At 60.4% G+C, this 24,030-nt stretch carries 23 protein-coding genes; 7 read left to right on the top strand and 16 right to left on the bottom strand.

The window, feature by feature from the left end; all coding sequences use genetic code 11:
* Window positions 1-69: 69 nt before the first annotated feature.
* The 7 genes from sigX to ppsA form a co-directional block, all read right to left on the bottom strand.
* Complete coding sequence (gene sigX / locus ACZ3GY_RS07855; protein WP_463564742.1) at window positions 70-660, bottom strand: RNA polymerase sigma factor SigX; 591 nt, start codon at window positions 658-660, stop codon at window positions 70-72.
* A 90-nt stretch (window positions 661-750) separates the two neighbouring features.
* Window positions 751-1,575 carry a mechanosensitive ion channel family protein gene (locus ACZ3GY_RS07860; protein ID WP_463564741.1) on the bottom strand — a complete coding sequence of 275 codons (825 nt, stop codon included), beginning with the start codon at window positions 1,573-1,575 and terminating at the stop codon, window positions 751-753.
* Window position 1,576: 1 nt separating this feature from the next.
* Window positions 1,577-1,825: a CrfX protein gene (locus tag ACZ3GY_RS07865; RefSeq protein ID WP_463564740.1), complete on the bottom strand. Its 249-nt coding sequence runs from the start codon at window positions 1,823-1,825 to the stop codon at window positions 1,577-1,579.
* Window positions 1,826-1,879: 54 nt separating this feature from the next.
* On the bottom strand, window positions 1,880-2,875 hold the full coding sequence (gene cmaX / locus ACZ3GY_RS07870; protein WP_463564739.1) for a divalent cation transporter CmaX: 996 nt from the start codon (window positions 2,873-2,875) through the stop codon (window positions 1,880-1,882).
* Between the two features lie 51 nt (window positions 2,876-2,926).
* Window positions 2,927-3,412: a ribonuclease E activity regulator RraA gene (gene rraA, locus ACZ3GY_RS07875; RefSeq protein WP_042553754.1), complete on the bottom strand. Its 486-nt coding sequence runs from the start codon at window positions 3,410-3,412 to the stop codon at window positions 2,927-2,929.
* A 110-nt stretch (window positions 3,413-3,522) separates the two neighbouring features.
* Complete coding sequence (locus tag ACZ3GY_RS07880; RefSeq protein WP_465909575.1) at window positions 3,523-4,527, bottom strand: alpha/beta fold hydrolase; 1,005 nt, start codon at window positions 4,525-4,527, stop codon at window positions 3,523-3,525.
* A gap of 168 nt (window positions 4,528-4,695) precedes the next feature.
* Window positions 4,696-7,068 (bottom strand): phosphoenolpyruvate synthase, encoded by a 2,373-nt coding sequence (gene ppsA, locus ACZ3GY_RS07885; RefSeq protein ID WP_465909576.1) that lies wholly within the window; start codon window positions 7,066-7,068, stop codon window positions 4,696-4,698.
* Window positions 7,069-7,243: 175 nt separating this feature from the next.
* Between ppsA and ppsR the strand changes: the two genes are divergently transcribed.
* A complete protein-coding gene (gene ppsR, locus ACZ3GY_RS07890; protein ID WP_225832681.1) occupies window positions 7,244-8,062 on the top strand; it encodes a posphoenolpyruvate synthetase regulatory kinase/phosphorylase PpsR in 819 nt (272 codons plus the stop codon).
* Between the two features lie 25 nt (window positions 8,063-8,087).
* A complete protein-coding gene (locus ACZ3GY_RS07895) occupies window positions 8,088-8,726 on the top strand; it encodes a LysE family translocator (protein WP_465909577.1) in 639 nt (212 codons plus the stop codon).
* 17 nt (window positions 8,727-8,743) lie between these two features.
* On the opposite strand, the gene prpF is transcribed toward ACZ3GY_RS07895, so the two are convergent.
* From prpF to ACZ3GY_RS07920, 5 genes are all read right to left on the bottom strand, one after another.
* Entirely contained in the window at window positions 8,744-9,931 is a 1,188-nt protein-coding gene (prpF, locus tag ACZ3GY_RS07900; protein ID WP_465909578.1) for a 2-methylaconitate cis-trans isomerase PrpF, read from the bottom strand.
* A 79-nt stretch (window positions 9,932-10,010) separates the two neighbouring features.
* Window positions 10,011-12,611 (bottom strand): Fe/S-dependent 2-methylisocitrate dehydratase AcnD, encoded by a 2,601-nt coding sequence (gene acnD, locus ACZ3GY_RS07905; protein ID WP_465910017.1) that lies wholly within the window; start codon window positions 12,609-12,611, stop codon window positions 10,011-10,013.
* A gap of 114 nt (window positions 12,612-12,725) precedes the next feature.
* Complete coding sequence (prpC, locus tag ACZ3GY_RS07910) at window positions 12,726-13,853, bottom strand: bifunctional 2-methylcitrate synthase/citrate synthase (RefSeq protein WP_465909579.1); 1,128 nt, start codon at window positions 13,851-13,853, stop codon at window positions 12,726-12,728.
* Between the two features lie 72 nt (window positions 13,854-13,925).
* Complete coding sequence (gene prpB / locus ACZ3GY_RS07915; protein WP_463564732.1) at window positions 13,926-14,813, bottom strand: methylisocitrate lyase; 888 nt, start codon at window positions 14,811-14,813, stop codon at window positions 13,926-13,928.
* Complete coding sequence (locus ACZ3GY_RS07920) at window positions 14,810-15,532, bottom strand: GntR family transcriptional regulator (protein WP_465909580.1); 723 nt, start codon at window positions 15,530-15,532, stop codon at window positions 14,810-14,812. The genes prpB and ACZ3GY_RS07920 overlap by 4 nt, the downstream gene beginning before the upstream one ends.
* A 280-nt stretch (window positions 15,533-15,812) precedes the next feature.
* On the opposite strand from ACZ3GY_RS07920, the gene rloA reads away from it, so the two are divergent.
* Genes rloA through ACZ3GY_RS07935 form a run of 3 tightly spaced genes read left to right on the top strand, consistent with a single transcriptional unit; the run spans window position 15,813 to window position 18,865 of the window.
* Window positions 15,813-16,343, top strand: coding sequence for a retropepsin-like aspartic peptidase RloA (rloA, locus tag ACZ3GY_RS07925; protein WP_465909582.1), 531 nt, complete (start codon window positions 15,813-15,815; stop codon window positions 16,341-16,343).
* A gap of 4 nt (window positions 16,344-16,347) precedes the next feature.
* A complete protein-coding gene (gene rloB / locus ACZ3GY_RS07930; protein WP_463564729.1) occupies window positions 16,348-17,874 on the top strand; it encodes an osmotic stress tolerance membrane protein RloB in 1,527 nt (508 codons plus the stop codon).
* Window positions 17,875-17,878: 4 nt separating this feature from the next.
* On the top strand, window positions 17,879-18,865 hold the full coding sequence (locus tag ACZ3GY_RS07935; RefSeq protein ID WP_225832692.1) for an alpha-L-glutamate ligase-like protein: 987 nt from the start codon (window positions 17,879-17,881) through the stop codon (window positions 18,863-18,865).
* 43 nt (window positions 18,866-18,908) lie between these two features.
* On the opposite strand, the gene thrH is transcribed toward ACZ3GY_RS07935, so the two are convergent.
* Window positions 18,909-19,526 carry a bifunctional phosphoserine phosphatase/homoserine phosphotransferase ThrH gene (thrH, locus tag ACZ3GY_RS07940; protein WP_465909583.1) on the bottom strand — a complete coding sequence of 206 codons (618 nt, stop codon included), beginning with the start codon at window positions 19,524-19,526 and terminating at the stop codon, window positions 18,909-18,911.
* Window positions 19,527-19,662: 136 nt separating this feature from the next.
* Here thrH and ACZ3GY_RS07945 point away from each other — a divergent pair, with 136 nt between their 5' ends.
* A complete protein-coding gene (locus tag ACZ3GY_RS07945) occupies window positions 19,663-20,283 on the top strand; it encodes a phosphoadenosine phosphosulfate reductase domain-containing protein (protein WP_465909584.1) in 621 nt (206 codons plus the stop codon).
* Window positions 20,284-20,340: 57 nt separating this feature from the next.
* Here ACZ3GY_RS07945 and cysB read toward each other — a convergent pair whose 3' ends face one another.
* The 3 genes from cysB to ACZ3GY_RS07960 all read right to left on the bottom strand — a co-directional run bounded on the left by cysB (window position 20,341) and on the right by ACZ3GY_RS07960 (window position 22,427).
* Window positions 20,341-21,315, bottom strand: coding sequence for an HTH-type transcriptional regulator CysB (gene cysB / locus ACZ3GY_RS07950; RefSeq protein ID WP_463564726.1), 975 nt, complete (start codon window positions 21,313-21,315; stop codon window positions 20,341-20,343).
* A 107-nt stretch (window positions 21,316-21,422) separates the two neighbouring features.
* Window positions 21,423-21,917, bottom strand: a complete 495-nt coding sequence (locus ACZ3GY_RS07955) for a universal stress protein (RefSeq protein ID WP_463564725.1) — start codon at window positions 21,915-21,917, stop codon at window positions 21,423-21,425.
* Window positions 21,918-22,040: 123 nt separating this feature from the next.
* The gene (locus ACZ3GY_RS07960) at window positions 22,041-22,427 is read right to left on the bottom strand and encodes a thioredoxin family protein (protein WP_463564724.1); all 387 of its coding nucleotides are present in this window, start codon (window positions 22,425-22,427) and stop codon (window positions 22,041-22,043) included.
* 497 nt (window positions 22,428-22,924) lie between these two features.
* Here ACZ3GY_RS07960 and ACZ3GY_RS07965 point away from each other — a divergent pair, with 497 nt between their 5' ends.
* Window positions 22,925-24,001, top strand: coding sequence for a 3-deoxy-7-phosphoheptulonate synthase (locus tag ACZ3GY_RS07965; protein ID WP_463564723.1), 1,077 nt, complete (start codon window positions 22,925-22,927; stop codon window positions 23,999-24,001).
* The last annotated feature ends 29 nt before the right edge of the window (window positions 24,002-24,030 follow it).

A 24,030-nucleotide genomic window follows, 5' to 3' on the forward strand; every position in this document is an offset into this window, starting at 1 on the left:
ATGCAGATAGACATGTGAGTCTTCGGTAAGTTTAACAAAACTCACCTTTGCCAGAAAAACCTGCCCGAACTAACTTTCGGTAACGCCTGCAAACTTCTCTCGCAATCGGTCGAGCGCACGCTTGTAACGCATTTTCGTGGCGCTCAGCCCCATATGCATGATGTCAGCAATTTCCTGGAACTCCAGCTCTGCAACAAAGCGCAACACCAGAATTTCACGGTCAATCGGGTTTACATGCACAAGCCATCGATCCAAACCACCCGGTTCCTCTACCTTTGGCGCCTTTTCTTCAGACGCCTCTTCGAGAGGATCCAAACTCAGCGCATCCATCAAACGACGTTTGCGACGCTCCTTGCGGTACTGGGTGATGCACTCGTTGTAAGTAATGCTGTAGAGCCAGGTTTTGAACTTCGATTTACCTTCGAAATTCTTCAGTCCGTATAGAACTTTCAGCATCACTTCCTGACAGACATCGTCCGCATCGCGATCGTTCCCTAAATATCGCGCACATACATTGAACAAGGTGCGCTGATAACGCCGCATCAGCTCTTCGTAAGCTCGAGTGATGTGGAACAGCTCGTCATGGGCACGCGCCACCAGCTCCTCGTCGGATAGCTCGCGTGGGTCATAGCGCAGTGACGGTAATTGGGGTGCGTTCAAAGCAGATCGGGCCAACGGTCAGAATGAAAGCAGCCAGCACCTGTTCGTACAGGCCGCTGGCTGGGCGCATAGGGTAGCAGAAATGCCCCCTCAGCGGCTGCTTACCCGCTGCTCGAGCAGCACGCGATTGGAGAGCGATATCAGCTCGCCAGCGTCCGTCAATACGGTGGTCTTCACCGTACCGATTTCTTCGATCTGCCCTTCAACGCCGCCCACTTCGATCTCCTGCCCTACTTGATAAAGCTCACGCACATAGATACCGGCAAGGATCTGGCTGGCCAGCTCCTTGCTACCGAGGCCGAGCGCCAGCGCAACCGCAAGGCCCACGGAAATCAGCACGATGGCGATGACGTTGTTAAGCAGGTCGGTCTTCACTTCCAGTTGGCCGATGGCCACGGAGATGCTGATGATGATCACCAACCCCTGGGCCAGCCGTGCCAAGCCATGGGCGTAGTCCAGACCAACACCCTCCGCAGCCCCGCGTACCAGACCGCTGAGCAGATGCGCCAGCAGCACGCCAGCCAGCAGGATTAGCGCGGCGCCGAAAACCTTCGGCAGATACAGGGCGAGCACGTCCAGCGTTGCGGAAACGCGCTCCAGGCCCAGCGACTCAGCAGCGGAAACCAGGAATATCAGCAGTACGAACCAATAGACAATTTTGCCGATGAGCGTCGAAACCGGAACCTGAAAGCCCGCGCGGCCTAGCATCTTGGTCAGGCCGGTGCCGGCCATCAGGCGGTCGAGGCCAAGTTTGCCAAGCAGCTTGGAAAGCAGCGTATCGAGCAGCTTGGCGACCACGAAACCGAGCAACACCAGCACCAGGGCCACGAACAGGTTGGGAATAAAGCTGGCGACTTTCGTCCACAACGCCGTCATCGCGGCGACCAGGCTATGAGTCCAAGGATCGAGTTCCATTTCATTCAGCCTTATCAGAAGAGCGAGCAGAAGCACGGCGACGCGACACCGGTGCTACATGGGAAGAGCCATTGTTGAGGGCAATCATCAGGGCGCCGGCCCAGTGCCCCATCAAGCCGAACAGGTCGCCCGCACCGACCTGGCGGTTGGCGGTCTTCAGGACGCGGTTCAGACAAGCGTCGTCGTCGCGCGATGGCGAAGACGAGGCTTTCAACAGATCACGCAGGGATTCTTCGAATGGATCGTGCATGGCAGACCTCATAGAACGTCTTCGCTAGACGAAGCGCCTGAGACGCAAGTCACATCAGACCCAACGCAGGCGCCGGAACAACAACCACTGCCCGAAGCCGATCGACAGCATCAGCAGACAGGCGACGAGGAAGCCGTACGGGTTGTCAGCACCCGGAATACCACCGACGTTGATCCCCAGCAGACCAGTGACGAAGCTCATTGGCAGAAAGACGCAGGTGATGATGCCGAAACGGAACATGATGTGGTTCATACGCACGTCCATGCGCCTATTCTCCGTTTCCAGCAGCAGGCCGATGCGCTCGCGAGTCAGCTCCAGCTCCTCGAGGTAGCGCAGCAGGCGGTTGTTCAACTCGTTCCAGTAGATGCCGTCTTCGTGGGTGAGCCAGGGCAACTGGCTACGCGTCAGCTGTACGTAGATGTCGCGCTGTGGCGACAGAAAGCGCCGCAGATTCGCTGCGCGCCGGCGGATTTGCAGCAGCAGGCCGTGATCGGGCAACGCTCGCTCATCGCCGTCGACCTTCTCTTCCTGGCCGTCAACCAGCTCGGAGAGCTCGGCCACCAGATCCTCGACCTTGTCCGTCAGGTAATCGCTGAGCTGCAGCACCAGTTCGGAGGCTGTCTTCGGCCCCTTGCCGGCCTGTAGTCGCTCGATCAGATCCTCGGTGGCCCGCAACGGACGCAGGCGCAGGGAAATGATGCGTCGCTCTTCAGCGAAAATTCGTACCGAAACCATGTCCTCGGGCTCGGCACCCGGATTGAGGTTGACCCCACGCAGAAAGACCAGCAGCTCATCGTTGGACAGCGGCAATGCCCGTGGCCGGGTATTTTCCTCGAGCAACAGATCGCAGGCAAACTCGCTCAAACCACTGTCGCGGCGCAACCAGCTCTGGGTCTGCGGGTGGCTGCGATCCCAGTGCAACCAAAGGCTCTGCCCCTCCTCCAGTTGCAATTCGTCGAGTTGCTCGCGCGCTACCGCACAGGCGCCGCCTTTACCATCCAGCACGAAGCCGTGCACCAGGCCCCACTGCGCGTTGTCTTCCTCGTACATCCATACCCCTGATGATTCATCACGGCAGCCATGTGGCTACGACAAGCTGATTTACTCGACCTGCAAGGCCTGCGGCGAAACGATGATGCCGTTGTTGTCGGCATACAGGTACTCGCCCGGGCGGAAAGTCACGCCGCCAAAAGTGACCACCACGTTGAGATCACCCAGGCCGCGCTTCTCGGTCTTCATCGGGTGGCTGCCCAGGGCCTGAACGCCAAGGTGGGTCTGCGCCAGCACATCGACGTCACGCACGCAGCCATAGATCACCATGCCTTCCCAGCCGTTCTTCGCGGCCTTCTCGGCGATCATGTCGCCAAGCAGCGCGCAACGTAGCGAGGCTCCGCCGTCGACCACCAACACCTTGCCAGCACCGGGCTCATCGGCCTGGGACTTGACCAGGGAATTGTCCTCGAAGCATTTGACGGTGACGATCTGCCCACCGAACGAATCGCGGCCTCCGAAATTGCTGAACATCGGCTCCACGACGCTGACCAGTTCCGGGTTGGCGTCACACAGATCGGGCGTGATGTATTGCATGGCGAAGCTCCTGAATGGGTGATCGTGGCCTGCAGCATAGCTCTCTCAGCCACGCGACGGGCACTGTGTGGCCAGGCGTCGCGGCGATTGACGAGGCAATCTTAGCCGGATCACGGCGTAGCAGGAATGCTCGCATCGCTTTGCTCCTGCGCGGTAGCGACTGGCGACTGCCGCTCTCCCTCGAGCCAGCGGCGAACCAGCGGCCAGACTTCGTCTTGCGCCTGCTTGCTGACCAGCATCTGCACGTGGTCGTAGTCCTGCTGAAAGCCTTGGACACGGCTCAGGTTGACGAACTGCCGATCGACCGAGGCGAATTGCTCGAACAGCGCCCGGCACGCCGCAGGCGGACACTCAAGGTCACCCTCGCCCGCCACTACCAGCAATGGCACCTGTACCTCATTCAAACCGGCCCACCAGTCCCGTTCAGCATCGCCGAAACGACCGAACAAGCGGTGCCAGCGCAGGGTTTCCAGAGCGATGCCGATCGGCTCGTCTTCGGGCCCGCGCTTGAGCCGCGAGCCGGACAGTGCCGCAAAACGCTTGAGCAGCAGGCGCGCCAGCCACTCGATTGGCGGCACCTTGAGCGCCCAGTAGCGGCGGCTGATTTCGCTACCGAACAGCCCGACGCTGGCGATAGCGCCCTGCTGCAGATAGCCGCCGCCCAGCGCTGCGGCCAGGGTCAGGCCGCCTAGCGAGTGGCCAAGCCAGTGCGCAGGACGCGGATTCTTTTCGGCAACGAAGGCCGCGATTGCCGGCAGGTCGTAACGCGCATAGTCGGCCACGCAGTTTTGACGATAGGCGAGGTTGCGCGGCGACAGGCCATGGCCACGCATTTCCGCGATCCACACATCGAACCCGGCGCGAACCAGGTACGGCGCCAAGCCTATGCACCTGGGCGAGTACCAGAAACGCCGATTGGAGAAACTGCCGTGCAGCAGGATCACCGGTTCGCCACGCACGCACTCCTGCCCCGCGACCGCCAAGCGGGTCAGCGCCAGTTCGACGCTGAAGTCCGGGCTGTTGCCAGGCTTGAGACGGTAGACATCTTCAGTCAGATCGCCACGCAACTCGGCACTGATCAGCGCTACGGGAAACAACTCACTACTGCTTTGCATCTTCTTCGCTCTGATACAGCACGCTGTCGACGACGGTTGATCACTAGTCGACAGGCCACAAAATGTCGGGAAACAGCTGGCTGTCATATAAAGTCAGCCAGCGGGAATGCGGGTCACAAAAAAGGGCAGGTAGAACCTGCCCTCGGGTCACGGTTCAGCGCATCTCAGTCAGCTAGGCTGGGCTTCGGCGAGGAAGAACCAGGTTTCCAGCACCGAATCCGGGTTCAGGGAGACGCTTTCGATGCCCTGCTCCATCAGCCAGCGCGCCAGATCCGGGTGATCCGACGGGCCCTGACCGCATATACCGATGTACTTGCCAGCCTTGTTACACGCCTGGATGGCGTTCGACAGCAGCTTCTTGACCGCCGGGTTACGCTCATCGAACAGGTGAGCGACGATACCGGAGTCGCGATCCAGCCCCAGGGTCAGCTGAGTCAGGTCGTTGGAGCCGATGGAGAAGCCGTCGAAGTACTCGAGGAATTCCTCGGCAAGAATGGCGTTGGACGGCAGCTCGCACATCATGATGACCTTGAGACCATCCTGACCGCGCGCCAGGCCGTTCTCGGCCAGCAGATCGACCACCTGCTTGGCTTCGCCCAGGGTACGCACGAAAGGCACCATGATCTCGACGTTGGTCAGGCCCATCTCGTTGCGGACCTTTTTCAGCGCCCGGCATTCCAGCTCGAAACAATCGCGGAACGACTCGCTGATGTAACGCGAGGCACCACGGAAGCCGAGCATTGGGTTCTCTTCTTCCGGCTCGTACAGCTTGCCGCCGATGAGGTTGGCGTATTCGTTGGACTTGAAGTCGGACAGGCGCACGATGACCTTCTTCGGCCAGAACGCCGCAGCCAGGGTGCTGATGCCCTCGACCAGCTTCTCGACGTAGAAATTCACCGGATCGTCATAGCCGGCGATGCGCTTCTCGACGCTTTCGCGGATTTCCGGCGGCAGGCCGTCCATGTTCAGCAGCGCTTTGGGGTGCACGCCAATCATGCGGTTGATGATGAATTCCAGACGCGCCAGGCCAATACCGGCGTTGGGCAGCTGGGCGAAGTCGAAGGCGCGATCCGGGTTGCCGACGTTCATCATGATCTTGAACGGCAGCTCGGGCATGGCATCGACGGAGTTCTTGCGAATGTCGAAGCCCAGCTCGCCTTCGAAGATGAAACCGGTGTCGCCCTCGGCACAGGAAACGGTCACGCCCTGGCCGTCACGCAGCACATGGGTGGCATTGCCGCAGCCGACCACGGCCGGAATACCCAGTTCACGGGCGATGATCGCCGCGTGGCAGGTACGCCCGCCACGGTTGGTGACGATGGCGCTAGCGCGCTTCATCACTGGCTCCCAGTCCGGATCGGTCATGTCGGAAACCAGTACGTCGCCGGGCTGAACCTTGTCCATTTCCGACACGTCGTTGATGACCCGCACCTTGCCGGCGCCGATCTTCTGGCCGATGGCACGACCTTCGACCAGCACGGTGCCGGTCTCCTTGAGCAGGTAGCGCTCCATCACGGTGACGTTGGCGCGGCTCTTCACGGTCTCGGGGCGCGCCTGGACGATGTACAGCTTGCCGTCGTCACCGTCCTTGGCCCACTCGATGTCCATCGGGCGGCCGTAGTGCTTCTCGATGATCACCGCCTGCTTGGCCAGTTCGGTGACTTCGGCATCGCTCAGGCAGAAGCGCGCGCGTTCGGCGCGGTCGACGTCGACGACCTTGACCGACTTGCCGGCCTTGGCTTCGTCGCCGTAGATCATCTTGATCGCCTTGCTGCCCAGGTTGCGACGTAGAATCGCCGGGCGGCCCGCTTCGAGGGTGTGCTTGTGCACGTAGAACTCGTCAGGGTTGACCGCGCCCTGCACGACCGTTTCACCGAGGCCGTAAGCACCGGTGATGAATACCACGTCGCGAAAGCCCGATTCGGTGTCGAGGGTGAACATCACCCCGGCAGTACCGGTTTCCGAGCGCACCATGCGCTGTACGCCGGCAGACAGGGCGACCAGTTTGTGGTCGAAGCCCTGATGCACGCGGTAAGCGATGGCACGGTCATTGAACAGCGAAGCGAAGACTTCCTTGGCGGCGCGGATGACGTTTTCTACGCCACGGATATTGAGGAAGGTTTCCTGCTGGCCGGCAAAGGACGCATCGGGCAGGTCTTCGGCGGTCGCCGAGGAGCGCACGGCAACGGCCATGTTGTCGTTGCCACCCGCCATGGCGGCGAATGCGGTGCGGATCTGCTGGTTGAGCGCTTCGGGGAAATCGGCGTCCATCACCCACTGACGAATCTGCGCACCGGTCTTGGTCAGGGCGTTGATATCGTCGACATCCAGAGCGTCCAGCGCTTCGTGGATCTGCGCGTTGAGCCCACTCTGCTCGAGAAAGTCGCGGTAGGCCTGTGCCGTAGTGGCGAAACCACCGGGAACCGAAACGCCGGCGCCCGCCAGATTGCTGATCATCTCGCCAAGGGAGGCGTTCTTGCCCCCTACATGCTCGACATCGTGATTGCCGAGCTTATCGAGGGAAACTACGTACTCTGCCAAGGTGATCTCTCCACTTCAGTGTTGGAAAAGCTCATGGGGCTGGAAAAGCCGCCGGCTCGCGCCGTGTGGACAATGGCCTGGCCCTGGAAAATAAGTAACAATGCAAGCCCATCGGGGGCCGCAAAACTGGCCCATCATAGCCAAGATTCGCTCTCAGCTTAAGGCCATTGTCGCAATGAATCGAACCGCGTACTTCATCTCCGACGGCACCGGTATCACCGCAGAAGCGCTGGGTCAGAGCCTGCTGGCCCAGTTCGAGACCATCGGTTTCACCAAGCTCACGCGACCGTACGTCGATAGCGTGGAAAAAGCGCGGGCGATGGTACAACAAATCAATAACGCCGCCGACAAAGACGGCGCCAACCCGATCATCTTCGCCACCATCGTCAATCAGCAGATCCACGACATCCTGGCCGAGTCCCGTGGTTTCATGATCGATATCTTCTCGACCTTCCTGTCGCCTCTGGAGCAGGAGCTCAACTCGCACTCCTCCTACTCGGTGGGCAAGTCGCATTCGATCATCCACAACGCCAACTACATGGAGCGTATCGAGGCGGTCAACTTCGCCCTCGACAACGATGATGGCGCACGTACGCATTATTACGACAAGGCAGATCTGATTCTGGTCGGCGTATCGCGCTGTGGAAAGACGCCAACCTGCCTGTACATGGCCATGCAGTACGGCATCCGTGCCGCCAACTACCCGCTCACCGAAGACGACATGGAACGCCTGCAACTGCCAGCTTCGCTGAAGAAGTACCGCGAAAAGCTGTTCGGCCTGACCATCGATGCGGATCGCCTGGCTGCCATCCGCAACGAACGCAAACCCAACAGCCGCTACTCCAGCTATGCTCAGTGTGAGTTCGAGGTGCGCGAGGTGGAAGGCCTGTTCCGCCGCGAATCGATCAACTTCATCGACTCCACGCACTTCTCGGTAGAAGAAATCTCCGCCAAGATTCTGGTGGAAAAAGGCGTCGAACGGCGCTTCAAATAACTCGCACTCTTTCTGGACGTGCCCCATGACCCTGCTCGATGCCGTGCTCTTCGCCCCTGTCGCCATGCTGATCGCACTGACGCCAGGGCCGAACAACTTCTGCGCGATGAACAACGGCATTCGCCACGGCATCGGCGCGGCCGTGCTGGCGACCACAGGCCGTGCAGTGGCATTCGCCATCTTCCTGAGCATTTCCGCCATCGGCCTGGGCGCCATGCTGCTGGCTTCGGAAACAGCCTTCACGGCGATCAAATGGGTAGGCGCGCTATATCTGCTTTATCTGGGCATCAGCGCCTGGCGCAGCCGGGAATTCAGCGGCCTGGAGCTGGACGGCGCGGTGCCTGCCGTACAGCCGCAACGGCGGATAAGCCGCCTGATGCTGCAGGAGTTTCTGATAGGTATCAGCAACCCGAAAGCAATCCTGCTGTTCGCTGCAGTGTTCCCGCAGTTCATCAAGCCGGGCCAGCCAGCCATCGAGCAGTTCGTCTACCTGGGCGCGACCTACCTGCTTGCCGAGTACGCCGCGTCGTTGGTCTACGCCCTGTTCGGTCGGCAGATTCGCCGCTTCATTCGCACCAGTCGCGGCGCACAGCGGCTGAATCGCACCACCGGCGCCTTCTTCATGGGCGCGGGCGGATTGCTGATCGGTACGACACAGCACTGATCCGGTGAGCCGGTCGTTTAGAAAGCATCGCCCGGTACGCGCACCCAACCTTCCATCAACACCCGCGCACTGCGGCTCATGATGGCCTTGGTTACCAGCCATTGCTTGCCGTCATGGGTTGCCTCGGCGCCCACCCGCAGCATGCCGGAGGGATGACCGAAGCGCACCGCGCTGCGCTCGCCGCCACCCGCGGCCAGATTCACCAGCGTGCCGGGAATGGCTGCCGCGGTGCCGATCGCCACCGCGCAAGTGCCCATCATCGCGTGGTGCAGTTTGCCCATGGACAGCGCGCGTACCAGCAGATCGACCTCCCCGGTCTCAACCGTTTTCCCACTCGATGACGTGTACGATTTCGGTGGGTTGACGAAGGCGATTTTCGGCGTGTGCTGCCGGGTCGCCGCCTGTTCAGCGCTCTTGATCAGGCCCATGCGCAGGGCGCCGGCCACGCGGATCTTCTCGAAGCGCGCGAGCTGCGCCGGGTCGCCATTGATCGCTTCGCGCAGCTCAGTGCCCTGGTAGCCAAGGTCCTCGGCGTTGACGAATACCGTGGGAATGCCGGCACTGATCATGGTGGCCCTGAAGGTACCGACACCGGGCACCTCCAGGTCATCGACCAGATTGCCGGTCGGAAACATCGAGCCGCCCTCCTCGCCGCCGTCTGAAGGGTCGAGAAACTCCAGCACGATCTCCGCCGCCGGAAAGGTCACCCCGTCGAGTTCGAAGTCACCCGTCTCCTGCACCTGGCCGTCGCTGACGGGAACGTGGGCAATGATGGTCTTGTGGATATTGGCCTGCCAGATGCGTACCACGAAGGTGCCGTTTTGCGGAATGCGAGCCGGGTCGATCAACCCAGCATGCAGGGCGAACGCACCCGCCGCCGTAGACAGGTTGCCGCAGTTGCCACTCCAGTCGACGAAGGCCTTGTCGATGGACACCTGGCCGTAGAGGTAATCCACGTCGTGGTCGGGCTGGCTGCTCTTCGACAGAATCACGCATTTGCTGGTACTGGAGGTAGCGCCACCCATGCCGTCGATATGCGCGGAATAAGGATCGGGGCTGCCGATCACCCGCATAAACAGCTTGTCGCGAGCCTCACCCGGCACCTGGCAACGCTCGGGCAAATCCTCCAGGCGAAAGAACACACCCTTGCTGGTGCCTCCACGCATATAGGTGGCGGGAATTTTCACTTGCGGTACATGGGCCATGAATGTCTGTCCTGTTTAAGTCGCGATGTTCTGTACCGGGCACCAGGCCGCAGCCTGGTGCGCCTTCCACCAAGCCCTGTCAGGCCTTGGCCGACTCCAGGAAATCCTGGGCGAAGCGCTGCAACACGCCCCCGGCCTCGTAGATCGATACTTCCTCGGCGGTGTCCAGGCGGCAGGTCATGGGTACCTCGAGGGTTTCCCCGTCACGCCGACGGATGACCAGCGTCAGATCGGCGCGCGGCCTGCGGGCGCCGATCACATCGAACGTCTCGCTGCCGTCGATGCCGAGGGTAAGGCGCGTAGTACCTGGCTTGAACTCCAGCGGCAGCACGCCCATGCCGATCAGATTAGTGCGGTGAATCCGCTCGAAACCCTCGGCGGCAATCGCCTCCACCCCGGCCAGGCGCACCCCCTTGGCTGCCCAGTCGCGGGACGAGCCCTGCCCGTAGTCGGCGCCAGCCACGATGATCAGCGGCTGCTTGCGCTGCATGTAGGTTTCGATGCCCTCCCACATCCGCACCACTTTTCCCTCGGGTTCCAGGCGGGTCAACGAGCCCTTCTTCACCTGGCCATCGACCACGGCCATTTCATTGACCAGTTGCGGGTTGGCGAAGGTAGCGCGCTGGGCGGTCAGGTGATCGCCGCGGTGGGTGGCGTAGGAGTTGAAGTCTTCTTCCGGCAAGCCCATTTTCGCCAGGTATTCACCGGCAGCGCTGTCGGCCAGGATGGCGTTGGACGGCGACAGGTGATCGGTGGTGATGTTGTCCGGCAACACCGCCAGCGGGCGCATGCCGGTGAGGGTACGCTCACCCGCCATGGCGCCTTCGCCCTCCTCATCCCAGTAAGGCGGACGGCGAATGTAGGTGCTCATCGGCCGCCAGTCATACAGCGGGCTGATGCGTTCGCCGTTGTCCGGCTGCACGGCGAACATGGGGATGTAGACCTTGTGGAACTGCTCGGGCTTGACGCTGGCCGCGACCACTGCGTCGATTTCTTCATCCGCTGGCCAGAGATCCTTGAGGCGGATTTCTCGCCCGTCCACCACGCCCAGCACATCCTTTTCGATATCGAAGCGAATGGTGCCGGCAATGGCGTAAGCGATCACCAGGGGCGGTGACGCCAGGAACGCCTGCTTGGCATAGGGGTGAATGCGCCCGTCGAAGTTGCGGTTACCCGACAGAACGGCGGTGGTGTAGAGGTCATGTTCGATGATTTCCTGCTGGATCACCGGATCCAGTGCGCCGCTCATGCCATTGCAGGTGGTGCAGGCAAAGCCGACGATACCGAAGCCGAGTTTTTCCAGTTCAGGTAGCAGGCCTGCGGCCTCCAGGTACAGTTGCACCGCCCGCGAGCCCGGCGCCAAGGACGACTTGACCCAGGGCTTGCGCAGCAGCCCCAGTTCATTGGCCTTTTTCGCCAACAGCCCAGCCGCGATCACGTTGCGCGGGTTGCTGGTGTTGGTGCAACTGGTGATGGCGGCGATGATCACCGCGCCATCGGGCATCTGCCCGGGCACGTCTTCCCAGGCACCGGCGATGCCGCGCTCGGCGAGTGCCGAGGTCGGCAGACGTTTGTGCGGGTTGGAGGGGCCGGCCATGTTGCGTACCACGCCCGACAGATCGAAGCTCAGCAGCCGCTCGTACTCGGCGCTGACTAGGTCGTCGGCCCACAGGCCGGTGGCCTTGGCATAGGTCTCGACTAGGCGAACCTGCTCATCCTCACGACCGGTCAGCCTGAGGTAGTCGATGGTTTGCCGGTCGATGGCGAACATCGCGGCGGTGGCACCGAACTCCGGGGTCATGTTGGAGATAGTCGCGCGGTCACCGAGGGTCAGCGCTGCGGCCCCCTCCCCGAAGAACTCCAGATAGGCGCCGACCACCTTGGCCTGGCGCAGGTATTCGGTGATCGCCAGCACCACATCGGTGGCGGTGATCCCAGGCTGCGGCCGACCGGTCAGCTCAACGCCGATGATATCCGGCAGACGCATCCACGAGGCCCGCCCGAGCATCACGCTCTCCGCTTCCAAGCCGCCTACACCGATGGCGATCACGCCCAGCGCGTCGACATGCGGCGTGTGGCTGTCGGTGCCCACGCAAGTATCGGGAAAGGCTACCCCGCCCTGCACCTGCACCACCGGCGACATCTTCTCCAGATTGATCTGGTGCATGATGCCGTTGCCCGGCGGGATCACGTCGACGTTCTTGAACGCCTTCTTGGTCCACTCGATGAAGTGGAAGCGATCCTCGTTGCGGCGATCCTCGATGGCGCGGTTCTTGGCGAACGCATCCGGGTCGAAACCACCGCACTCCACGGCCAGGGAGTGGTCGACGATCAACTGGGTCGGCACCACCGGGTTGACCTGGGCAGGATCGCCGCCCTTGTCGGCAATCGCATCACGCAGCCCGGCAAGATCCACCAGCGCGGTCTGACCGAGAATGTCATGGCACACCACCCGCGCCGGATACCAGGGGAAATCCAGGTCACGGCGGCGCTCGATCAGTTGCGTCAGCGACGCAGTGAGCGTGGCTGGATCACAGCGACGCACCAGGTTCTCCGCCAGCACTCGCGAGGTGTACGGCAGCGTGGCGTAGGCACCGGGCTGGATGGCATCGACCGCCGCGCGGGTATCGAAGAATTCCAGCGAGGTGCCTGGTAGCGGCTTGCGGTTGGCGCTGTTCATGGTCAGGGTCATGGCACGAAACTCGATCACGGTGAAATAGCTGGCGCGCCGTTCGAGCCGGCTGCGCTCTTTATAGGGGTCGCGGCGCCACCGAAGTGGGCCGCGAGCATTACTTCAGCGCTGATCCAGCGCCACGAACGGACGCTGCTCGACGCCGGTATATTCGGCACTGGGGCGAATGATGCGGTTGTTGGCACGCTGCTCGAACACGTGAGCCGTCCAGCCGGAAACCCGCGAGCAGACGAAGATCGGCGTGAACAACTTCGTGGGGATGCCCATGAAGTGATACGCCGAGGCGTGGTAGAAGTCTGCGTTGGGGAACAACTTCTTCTGCTCCCACATGACCTTGTCGATCGCCTCGGAAACCGGGAACAGCACCTTGTCGCCCACTTCATCGGCGAGTTTTCTGCTCCAGCCCTTGATCACCTCGTTGCGCGGGTCGGACTCCTTATAGATCGCATGGCCGAAGCCCATGATCTTGTCCTTGCGCTCGAGCATCGCCAGGGTGCCGGCAGTGGCGTCTTCTGCCGAGGCGAAGCGCTCGATCATCTCCATCGCCGCCTCGTTGGCACCGCCATGCAACGGCCCGCGCAGGGAACCGATGGCCGCGGTGACGCAGGAGAAGATGTCGCTGAGCGTCGAGGCGCACACCCGCGCAGTGAAGGTCGATGCATTGAACTCATGCTCGGCATACAGAATCAGCGACACGTTCATCACCTTAACGTGCAGCTCGCTGGGCTTTTGGCCATGCAGCAGCGCCAGGAAATGACCGCCGATGGTCGGTTCACTGCTGCTGCAATCGATACGTTGGCCTTCGTGGGTGAAGCGATACCAGTAGGTCATGATCGCCGGAAAGGCGCCGAGCAGTCGGTCGGCCTTGTCGCGCTGCTGCTCGAAACTGGTCTCGGGCTCGAGGTTGCCCAGCACCGAGGCGCCGGTACGCATCACGTCCATGGGATGGGCATCCTTGGGAATGCGCTCCAGCACTTCCTTGAGCGCTGCGGGCAGATCACGCAGGCCCTGGAGTTTCTTCAGGTAGCCATCCAGTTGCACCTGGTTGGGCAGCTCGCCATACAGCAGCAGGTAGGCGACTTCCTCGAAGATCGCCCCTGCGGCCAGCTCGCGCACGTCATAACCCCGATAGGTCAGGCCGGCACCGGTCTTGCCCACGGTGCACAGTTCGGTCTGCCCGGCTACCTGGCCACGCAGGCCAGCGCCACTCAACACTTTTGCTTCAGCCATTGCTCGCTCCCGTTTTCTTGAAATTGTCGGATGTGCAATTCGTACCGCGCCGCCTCATCAGCGGAACGGGTTTCAGCTCTTTTTCTGGGCAAACAACGCATCGAGGTGCTGCTCGAAAGCGTGATAGTCGATGCGCTCGTATAGCTCCATGCGAGTCTGCATGGTGTCGATGACATTCTGCTGCGTGCCATCACGACGAATTGCCGTGTAGACGTTTTCCGCCGCCTTGTTCATGGCGCGAAATGCCGAGAGCGGATAGAGCACCAGGCCCACATCGGCCGAGGCCAGCTCATCGGTGGTGAACAGCGGCGTGGAGCCGAACTCGGTGATGTTGGCGAGAATTGGCGCCCTCACCCGAGCGGCGAAGGTCTTGTACATCTGCAACTCGGTGATGGCTTCCGGGAAGACCATATCGGCGCCGGCCTCGACACAGGCTGCGGCACGATCCAGAGCGGCTTCCAGACCCTCGACGGCCAACGCATCGGTACGCGCCATGATCACGAAACTGTCGTCGGTACGCGCGTCCACTGCGGCCTTGATGCGGTCGACCATTTCCTGCTGGGAAACGATCTCCTTGTTCGGCCGGTGACCGCAGCGCTTGGCACCCACCTGATCCTCGATATGGATCGCGGCGGCGCCAAACTTGATCATCGACCTGACAGTACGCGCCACATTGAATGCCGAACTGCCGAAGCCGGTATCCACATCGACCAACAGCGGCAGGTCGCAGACATCGGTGATGCGCCGCACATCGGTGAGCACGTCATCTAGCCCGGTGATGCCGAGATCCGGAAGCCCCAGAGAACCAGCGGCAACGCCACCGCCCGACAGATAAATAGCCTTGAATCCGGCGCGCTTGGCCAACAGCGCATGGTTGGCATTGATGGCGCCGACGACTTGCAACGGCTGCTCGTTGGCGACCGCATCGCGAAAGCGCTGACCTGGCGTGCTTTGACTCATGACTTGCCTCGGGACTTGACGGTGATGGGATGGGCGCCCTGGTAATGGCGCTCGATATTGCGCCTGGAGGCGCCGATGTGCCGGCGCATCAGCAACTCGGCCAACTCGCCATCACGCTCGGCAATGGCGTCGAGAATGCGGTGGTGCTCGGCGAACGCCTGGGGCGGACGGTTGGGCGTAGCGGAGAACTGGATACGGTACATGCGCACCAGTTGATAAAGCTCACCGCAGAGCATCTTCACGAGGGTGCGATTGCCGCTGCCGTGGATGATGCGGTAATGAAAGTCGAAGTCGCCTTCCTGCTGGTAATAGCCCACTCCGGCCTGGAAGGCTTCATCGCGCTCATGGGTATCCAGCACCCTGCGCAGATCATCGATTTCGGCCTCGCTCATACGTTCGGCAGCCAATCGGCAGGCCATGCCTTCGAGGGACTCGCGGATCTCGTAGAGCTCGATCAGCTCGTCACGGTCGAGTGACACCACCCGTGCTCCGACATGGGGGATGCGTACCAGCAGTCGCTGCCCTTCCAGGCGATGAATCGCCTCGCGCAGCGGGCCACGACTGATGCCATAGGTACGCGCCAGCTCGGGCTCGGAGATTTTGCTGCCTGGCGCGATCTCGCCTTTCACGATAGCCGCCTGGATACGGCGAAATACCTGTTCGGCGCGGGTCTCCGCATCCTGCTCGGCGGCCAGGACAAGCACGCTGGCTTCTTGCATATTGTCGACACACCATAGAAAAACAATGAATAAAATATAGTTAAAAAGCCTTATTCGTACAAACCCTAAATACTATTGTCGACAATAAACAGTTTCTCTCCTTGAGAACGACAGCCCAGCAAGCAGACATACAAAGCCCATAACCGTCTGTCACCGCGGAAAAACCCCATGTTAGAATGCGCGCCATTCAATACCCTGGGGTGCCTGCTAGACTCCACGCCAGCGAACGCGGCCCTGCCCGAGATTCGCTCTACTGATCGCGATCCACCCGACAGGATTTATGAGACTCAAGCCCTTCACCCTGCTTTTCTGCCTATTGCTCCTGCCCGGCTTTGCCGTGGCAGCGGACAAGACCATCTATGGCCTGAACGAATACGTCAGCCTCGACATCGATGTGGAGGTGGCCGCCAAGCTCGACACCGGCGCCCAGACCGCATCACTCAGCGCCCGTGATATCGAACGTTTCAAACGTGACGGCGAGCGTTGGGTGCGTTTCTATCTGGCCATCGATGATGCCCACGCGCACCCGATCGAGCGGCCGCTGGCACGTATCAGCAAGATCAAGCGACGTGCTGGCGATGTCGACTCCGACGACGAAAAGACCTACACGGCACGCCCGGTCGTCGAGCTCGACGTGTGCATGGGCGGCGTCAGGCGCCAGATCGAAGTGAACCTTACCGATCGCAGTGCCTTCCAATACCCTCTTCTGATCGGCTCCGATGCACTCAAGCGCTTCGATGCCCTGATCGACCCAAGTTTGAAATACGCAGCAGGGAAACCTGCCTGTACCACCGCAAAATCCGGCGAGTAATTCCATGCGCTCTCTCACCCTGCACCTGAAAATCCTCATCACCATCCTGGTGAGCCTGGGGATCGCGATTACGGCCTATCAGATATTCGTGCTTGGCATCCCGGTCAGCAGCGACGAGACCGATGACCTGTGGAACATCGACACCCGCGTCGAATTCCAGGCCAACGGCCGCGACCCGATCAAGCTGCAGATGTTCGTGCCGCCGCTGAATCAGGACTACGTCAGCCTCAACGAGAGCTTCATTTCCAATAACTATGGGGTGAGCGTCAACCGTGCCGACGCCAACCGCAAGGTGACCTGGTCGGCGCGCCGCGCCAGCGGCAAGCAGACTCTTTATTACCGTTTGGTGCTGACCAAGCGCTACAGCGGTGAACAGGCCAAGGCCAAGGGCCCGATCTTCCGCGACAGCATTCCGGTCGAAGGCCCCGAGAAGATCGCCGCAGAAGCCCTGTTGGCGCCGATTCGTCAGCACTCGGCCGACGTCGAAACCTTCATCAGCGAGACCATCAAGCGCGTCAACAACACCAATGACGACAACGCCAAGCTGCTGCTCGGCGGCGATGCTTCCACGACCAAAAAGGCCCAGGCCGTCGAACTGCTGCTGTCCATCGCCCACGTACCCATGGAGCGCGTCCACACCATTCGCCTGGCTGCCGACATCCAACAGAGCCCGGAGCTGTGGCTGCGCAGCTTCAACGGCGATCGCTGGCTGTACTTCAACCCGGAAACAGGTGAACAAGGCCTACCGAACGATCGCCTGGTCTGGTGGACGGGTGACGAACCGCTGGTCACCCTCGATGGCGGCCGCCAGGCAACCACCACCTTCACGCTCAACAACAGCGAGATGAACGCCATACGCCTCGCTCAGCTGACCGATGAGAACACCGACGCCGACTTCCTGGAGTACTCGCTGTACGGCCTGCCGCTGCAGACCCAGCAAACCTTCATGATCATGGTGATGATCCCCATCGGCGTGCTGGTCATTCTGATCCTGCGCAACCTTGGCGGCCTGCAGACCCTGGGCACCTTTACCCCGGTGCTGATCGCCCTGGCCTTCCGCGAGACGCAGCTGGGCTTCGGTATCTTCCTGTTCACGGTGATCACCGCGCTCGGCTTGTCGCTGCGCTCCTACCTGGAACACCTGAAGCTGCAGATGCTGCCACGCCTGTCGGTGGTACTGACCTTCGTGGTCGTGCTGATCGCCACCATCAGCCTGTTCAGTCACAAGCTGGGCCTGGAACGCGGCCTGTCCGTAGCCCTGTTCCCGATGGTGATCCTGACCATGACCATCGAACGCCTGTCGATCACCTGGGAAGAACGTGGCGGTAGCCATGCCTTCAAGGTTGCCATCGGTACCTTGTTCGCCGCCACCATCGCGCATCTGCTGATGAGCGTGCCGGAACTGGTCTACTTCGTCTTCACATTCCCGGCGATTCTGCTGATTCTGGTGGGCTTCATGCTGGCGATGGGTCGCTACCGCGGCTACCGCCTGACCGAACTGTTCCGCTTCAAAGCCTTCCTGAAGGATTGAGCCAATGTTAGGTCTCTGGAAAACCTGGAAGGCCCTTGAAGCCAAAGGCATCATGGGTATCAACCGACGCAATGCGGACTACGTGCTGAAGTACAACAAACGGCACCTGTACCCCATCGTCGACGACAAGATCATCACCAAGGAGCGGGCGATTCAGGCCGGCATCCACGTACCGGAAATGTACGGGGTGATCTCCACCGAGAAGGAGATCGACAACCTCGACAAGATCATTGGCGAGCGTAGCGATTTCGTCGTCAAGCCGGCCCAGGGTGCTGGCGGTGACGGCATTCTGGTAATCGCCGACCGTTTCGAGGATCGCTTCAAGACGGTATCCGGCAAGATCGTCAGCCACTCTGAGATCGAACAGCAGATTTCCAGCATCCTCTCGGGGCTGTATTCCCTCGGCGGACACCGGGATCGTGCGCTGATCGAATACCGGGTGACTCCGGACAGCATCTTCAAGAGCATCAGCTACGAAGGTGTGCCGGACATCCGCATCATCGTGCTCATGGGCTACCCGGTAATGGCCATGCTGCGTCTGCCGACCCGTCAGTCGGGCGGCAAGGCCAACCTGCACCAGGGCGCCATCGGCGTTGGTGTGGATCTGGCAACCGGCGTGACCCTGCGCGGCACCTGGTTGAACAACAAGATCACCAAGCACCCGGACACCACCAATGCGGTAGACGGCGTGCAGTTGCCGAACTGGGATGGCTTCATGAAGCTCGCCGCTGGCTGTTACGAGCTATGCGGCCTGGGCTACATCGGCGTGGACATGGTGTTGGATCAGGACAAAGGCCCGCTGATTCTCGAGCTCAACGCCCGCCCCGGCCTAAACATCCAGATCGCCAACGATTGCGGCCTGACCCATCGCGCCCATGCGGTGGAGGCTCGCCTGGAAGAACTGGCGGCCAAAGGCATTCAGGAAAACGCCGAAGAACGCACGCGCTTCTCTCAGGAACTGTTCGGCCACATCCCGCCTGCAGAAATCTGAGCCCTGCCCTGCTGCCGACGCCCGTCGGCAGCAGGCAACCCTCTTACAGACTCAACTGACGATTGGACGCCTTGAGGAACTCTGCCTTGAGGTCGGCGAACGTGTGCACGGCTGGAAACTGCGGGAATTCACGGACCACGTTTTCCGGCGCATGGAACAGAATGCCGGCGTGGGCCTCGCTGAGCATGGTGGTGTCGTTATAGGAATCGCCAGCAGCGATGACACGGTAATAGAGGCTCTTGAAGGCCAGCACCGATTGGCGCTTGGGATCCCTCTGACGCAGCTGATAATCCACCACGCGGTCGGTATCGTCGGTGATCAGGCGATGGCACAGCAGCGTCGGAAAACCCAACTGGCGCATCAGCGGCTGGGAGAACTCATAGAAGGTGTCCGACAGGATCACCACCTGGAAGCGCTCGCGCAGCCAGTCGACGAACTCAACGGCGCCGTCCAGCGGCTTCAGCGTGGCGATCACTTCCTGGATATCCGACAGCTTCAGGCCGTGCTCGTCGAGGATGCGCAGGCGCTGCTTCATCAACACGTCGTAATCGGGAATGTCCCGGGTGGTCGCCTTGAGGGATTCGATTCCGGTCTTCTCGGCAAAGGCGATCCAGATCTCGGGAACCAGTACACCTTCCAGATCGAGGCAAGCGATTTCCACGGCACACTCCTACGTTGGGCTTGAAAGTTGGCGGCAACTCTACAGAAGCGGCAGCGCTTTGACGATAAGGCTGGCCCCGGCTGTCGCGCAGATTTGCTACCATCGCCCTTCTCATCCACATGCCCTGGAGCCCGCAATGGATCTCGACCTGGACAGACTCAACGCCGAATTCGCCAACCAGCCAGAAAAGCTGGTCGAGTGGGCACTTGGCCTGGGTAAACCAGCGATCTGCACCACCAACTTCCGCCCGTTCGAAGCCGTCATCCTGCATATGGTCAGCCAGGCCAAGGCCGACACCCCGATCGTGTGGATGGACAGCGGCTACAACACCGATGCCACCTACAAGTTCGCCGACGAGGTGACCAGCCAGCTCGGCCTGAATCTGATCACCTACCTGCCCAAGCGCAGCCGTGCCCATCGTGAAGCCATCGACGGCCCGACACCAGCGCTGGACGACCCGCGCCACGCCGCGTTCACCGAAGAGGTCAAGCTGGAGCCATTCGCCCGCGCTCTACGTGAAACCGCACCGAGCGTCTGGTTTACGGCGCTACGCGCAACCGACACGGCCGTGCGCGCGCAGATGCAGCCGGTAAGCATCAACCCGGACGGCCTGATCAAGGTCGCACCGCTGCTGCACTGGTCATCCAAGGATCTGTATCAGTACCTCACCGCCCATGGCCTGCCGAACAACTTCGACTACTTCGACCCGACCAAGGGCGAAGATAACCGTGAGTGCGGCCTGCACCTGAGCCATTGATTCTTGCACCAACGAAAATGGCGCCTCATGGGCGCCTTTTTCGTTTTAACGCAGCAATTAGTGCAGCGGCAGCTCCACGCCCTTGAACAGCTCTTCGAGCTCGACCTTGTTGTGACATTGCACGGTCTTGGCCAGCACATCACGAGTCAGGTGGGGGGCGAACTTCTCGATAAAGTCGCACATGAAGCCACGCAGGAAGGTGCCGCGACGGAAGCCGATCTTGGTCACGCTGGACTCGAACAGCTCGCTGGCATCGAGCACGACCAGATCCGGATCCAAGTTTGGATCGATGGCCATCTTGGCCACGATGCCCACACCGAGGCCAAGGCGCACGTACGTCTTTATCACATCGGCATCGGCTGCGGTAAACACTACCTTGGGGGTAAGACCGCGGTGGCTGAACGCTTCATCGAGCTTGGAGCGACCGGTAAAGCCGAAGGTATAAGTAACGATCTCATGCTCGGCCAGAGCTTCCAGGGTCAACTTGGGCAGCTTCGCCAACGGATGCCCCTGAGGCACGATCACGCAGCGATTCCAGCGGTAGCAAGGCATCATCACCAAGTCGTTGAACAGCTCGAGACCTTCGGTAGCGATGGCGAAATCGACGGTGCCGTCGGCGGCCATTTCGGCAATCTGCGTCGGCGTGCCCTGGTGCATGTGCAGCGCCACATCCGGATACTGCTTGATGAAGCTGCTAATTACCGGCGGCAAGGCGTAGCGTGCCTGAGTGTGGGTAGTAGCGATGGACAGCGTGCCTTTCTTCTCGTTGGAGAACTCCTGGGCGATCTGCTTAATGCTTTCGACCTTGCGCAGAATCTCACCGGCCGTGGTGATGATCCGCTCACCCGCTGGCGTCACGCGCGTCAGGTGTTTACCGCTGCGGGCGAACACTTCCACACCTAATTCGTCCTCGAGCAAGCGGATCTGTTTGCTGATTCCAGGCTGTGAGGTATAGAGGCTCTGCGCCGTGGCTGAGACATTGAGGTCATGGTGCGCGACTTCCCAGATGTAGCGCAGTTGCTGAAGCTTCATATAAATCCCTCAAAGCGGATAGGCAGCCTGATCGTCATTTCGATATATAACCATATTAATGGTTCAGATAGTGAATATAGATTTTTTACCTAGGTTCACACTGATCATTAATGACGAGAACGGTGCTGCAGCATGGGCACCAAGTAGACGGGCACCTCGGATAGCTGCAGCAACCTCGACGCCGTTCTCCCCATCGGAACCTCTAATGCTGCGCCATGGCTGTGGCTGCCTACGACCAGCAAATCCACACCAAGCTTCTGCGCCTCTTCGAGAATGGTCAGCGGCGGATCGCCCCTCAGCACCTGTACGGAGCCGATAAGATCAAGGTCGTCACGGTTTTCCCCCAACTCGTCGCGAAAACCTTCGAGTACCCGCAGCTCGATGCTGTTCATCACAGTGTCCAGCCCCGTGCTACGTAGCTCCTTGAGCCGCGCCTCATCTACATAGGTCTGCAATACCGATTCGGCGAACAGCCCCATCGGCTCCACGACATGCACCACATAAAGCCGTGCATTGAAGCTTCGCGCCAGCGCAAGCGCGTGCTGCAGGACATAAGGTGCATAAAGGCCGAGATCGGTTGCATAGAGAATCGAACGAATCATGCGGCCTCCTCGACTGCCGACACGGCCAAGCCTCGCTTGAGCTTAGCAGCAGCTACCATAAGTGAGCGGCCAAGCGTTCATTCAGGACGCATTGCTATATAAGGCTCGTGCCAGGCAGCAGGCTCAAGGCAGCTCTTGAGGCTCTCGGCCAAGTACCTCGCCAATAACCTTTCCAAGCTCGGCACCTTCAAGCCGGCTTTGCAATGCGCCATGGAAGTGCCCATCCCGTACCAGAAACAGCGTAGGCAGGTGAAAAACCTCATAGCGTTGAACAAGGCCACCATTGGCGCCGGCGTCAATCCATGCCAGCCGCTCGATGGGTAGCGATAGTCTGGGTAATAGCTCACGTGCATAGCGGCAAGTGGTGCAACCCTGGCTGGTGAAGATGATCAAGGAGATGCCTGGCAGGCTCAGCAGTTGCTGATCGGCATCAAAATCGGTCAGTTCCAGCTCGCTCGCTTTACTCGCCGAGGCACTATCAATGTGAGGGGAATTGGAGGGATTTGTCATGCGTCAGCTTCTTCGTCATAGCAATGATCTATCGGGGGAATTACAGCTAACCAGCCAAAATCGCAACCTCTGGCAAAATCTCGACAACATCGCACTCGTGGCGCGGCACGCGACTATACGCGCCCACTCATTCAAGGCAGCGCAGTCGAGCTGCATCTTCTTACCCGAGCCGAAGAGTATTCTATTCCAGCCTCGCCAACGGCTGTACGACAGCGGTTGCGCCTATCTATGCTCGAGCAGCTCTGCCACAGATTACAAACTTGCAACCATCGCGAACGCCAAACCAGTGCGTGACCTCCTGGTGGCATCGCCATCCAGAGTGACAGGAGCAGCGCATGACAGGTTTAGCGCCTTCACACCCTAAATATCATTGTCTAGCCGGGCGCTAACGCGCTAAGGTTCGGCTTCCCCGCTGTGCCCATACCGCTGTGCCCGCTGCACGGGGATCGCTGGCGGCCGGCTTCCGTGACCTGATGACGCAATTGATGAAAAGCACGATGGCTGATTTACCGATTAACGACCTTAACGTCGCCTCCAACGAGACCCTGATCACCCCAGAGCAGATCAAGCTGGAGATTCCGCTGACCGAAAGCGCCCAGCGCACGGTTTCTGCCGGCCGCCAAGTGGTGCGTGACATCCTCGACGGTAAGGATCACCGCTTGTTCGTGGTTGTTGGCCCCTGCTCTATCCACGATATCAAAGCGGCTCACGAATACGCAGAGCGCCTGAAAGTGCTGGCAGAAGAAGTATCTGACACGCTCTATCTGGTGATGCGTGTGTACTTCGAAAAACCGCGCACCACCGTCGGCTGGAAAGGCCTGATCAACGACCCGTATCTCGATGACTCGTTCAAGATCCAGGACGGTCTGCATATCGGCCGCAAGCTGCTGCTTGATCTCGCGGAAATGGGTCTGCCCACCGCCACCGAAGCGCTGGATCCCATCTCGCCGCAGTACCTGCAGGATCTGATCAGTTGGTCCGCCATTGGCGCGCGCACCACCGAATCCCAGACACACCGCGAAATGGCTTCTGGGCTTTCGTCGGCTGTTGGCTTCAAGAACGGTACAGACGGTGGCCTGACTGTCGCCATCAACGCCTTGCAATCTGTTTCCAGCCCGCACCGTTTTCTGGGCATCAACCAGCAAGGCGGCGTATCCATCGTCACCACCACGGGCAATGCCTACGGTCACGTAGTGCTACGTGGCGGCAACGGCAAGCCGAACTACGATTCTGTGAGCGTGGCTATCTGCGAACAGGAACTGAAGAAGGCCAACATCAAACCGAACGTCATGGTCGATTGCAGCCACGCCAACTCCAACAAGGATCCAGGCTTGCAGCCATTGGTGATGGAAAACGTCGCCAATCAGATCCTCGAAGGTAACCAGTCGATCGTCGGCCTGATGGTCGAAAGCCACCTTGGCTGGGGCAGCCAGTCGATACCGAAAGACCTGCAGCAGCTCAAGTACGGCGTGTCGATCACCGATGCCTGTATCGACTGGGAGAGCACCGAGAAGACCCTGCGTAGCATGCACGTCAAACTCAAAGACGTATTGCCCAAGCGCCAGCGCGGCTGAGTCGACAGCAATGAAAACGCCGGGCAGAT

Source organism: Pseudomonas sp. PME37.24/006, assembly GCF_055556635.1.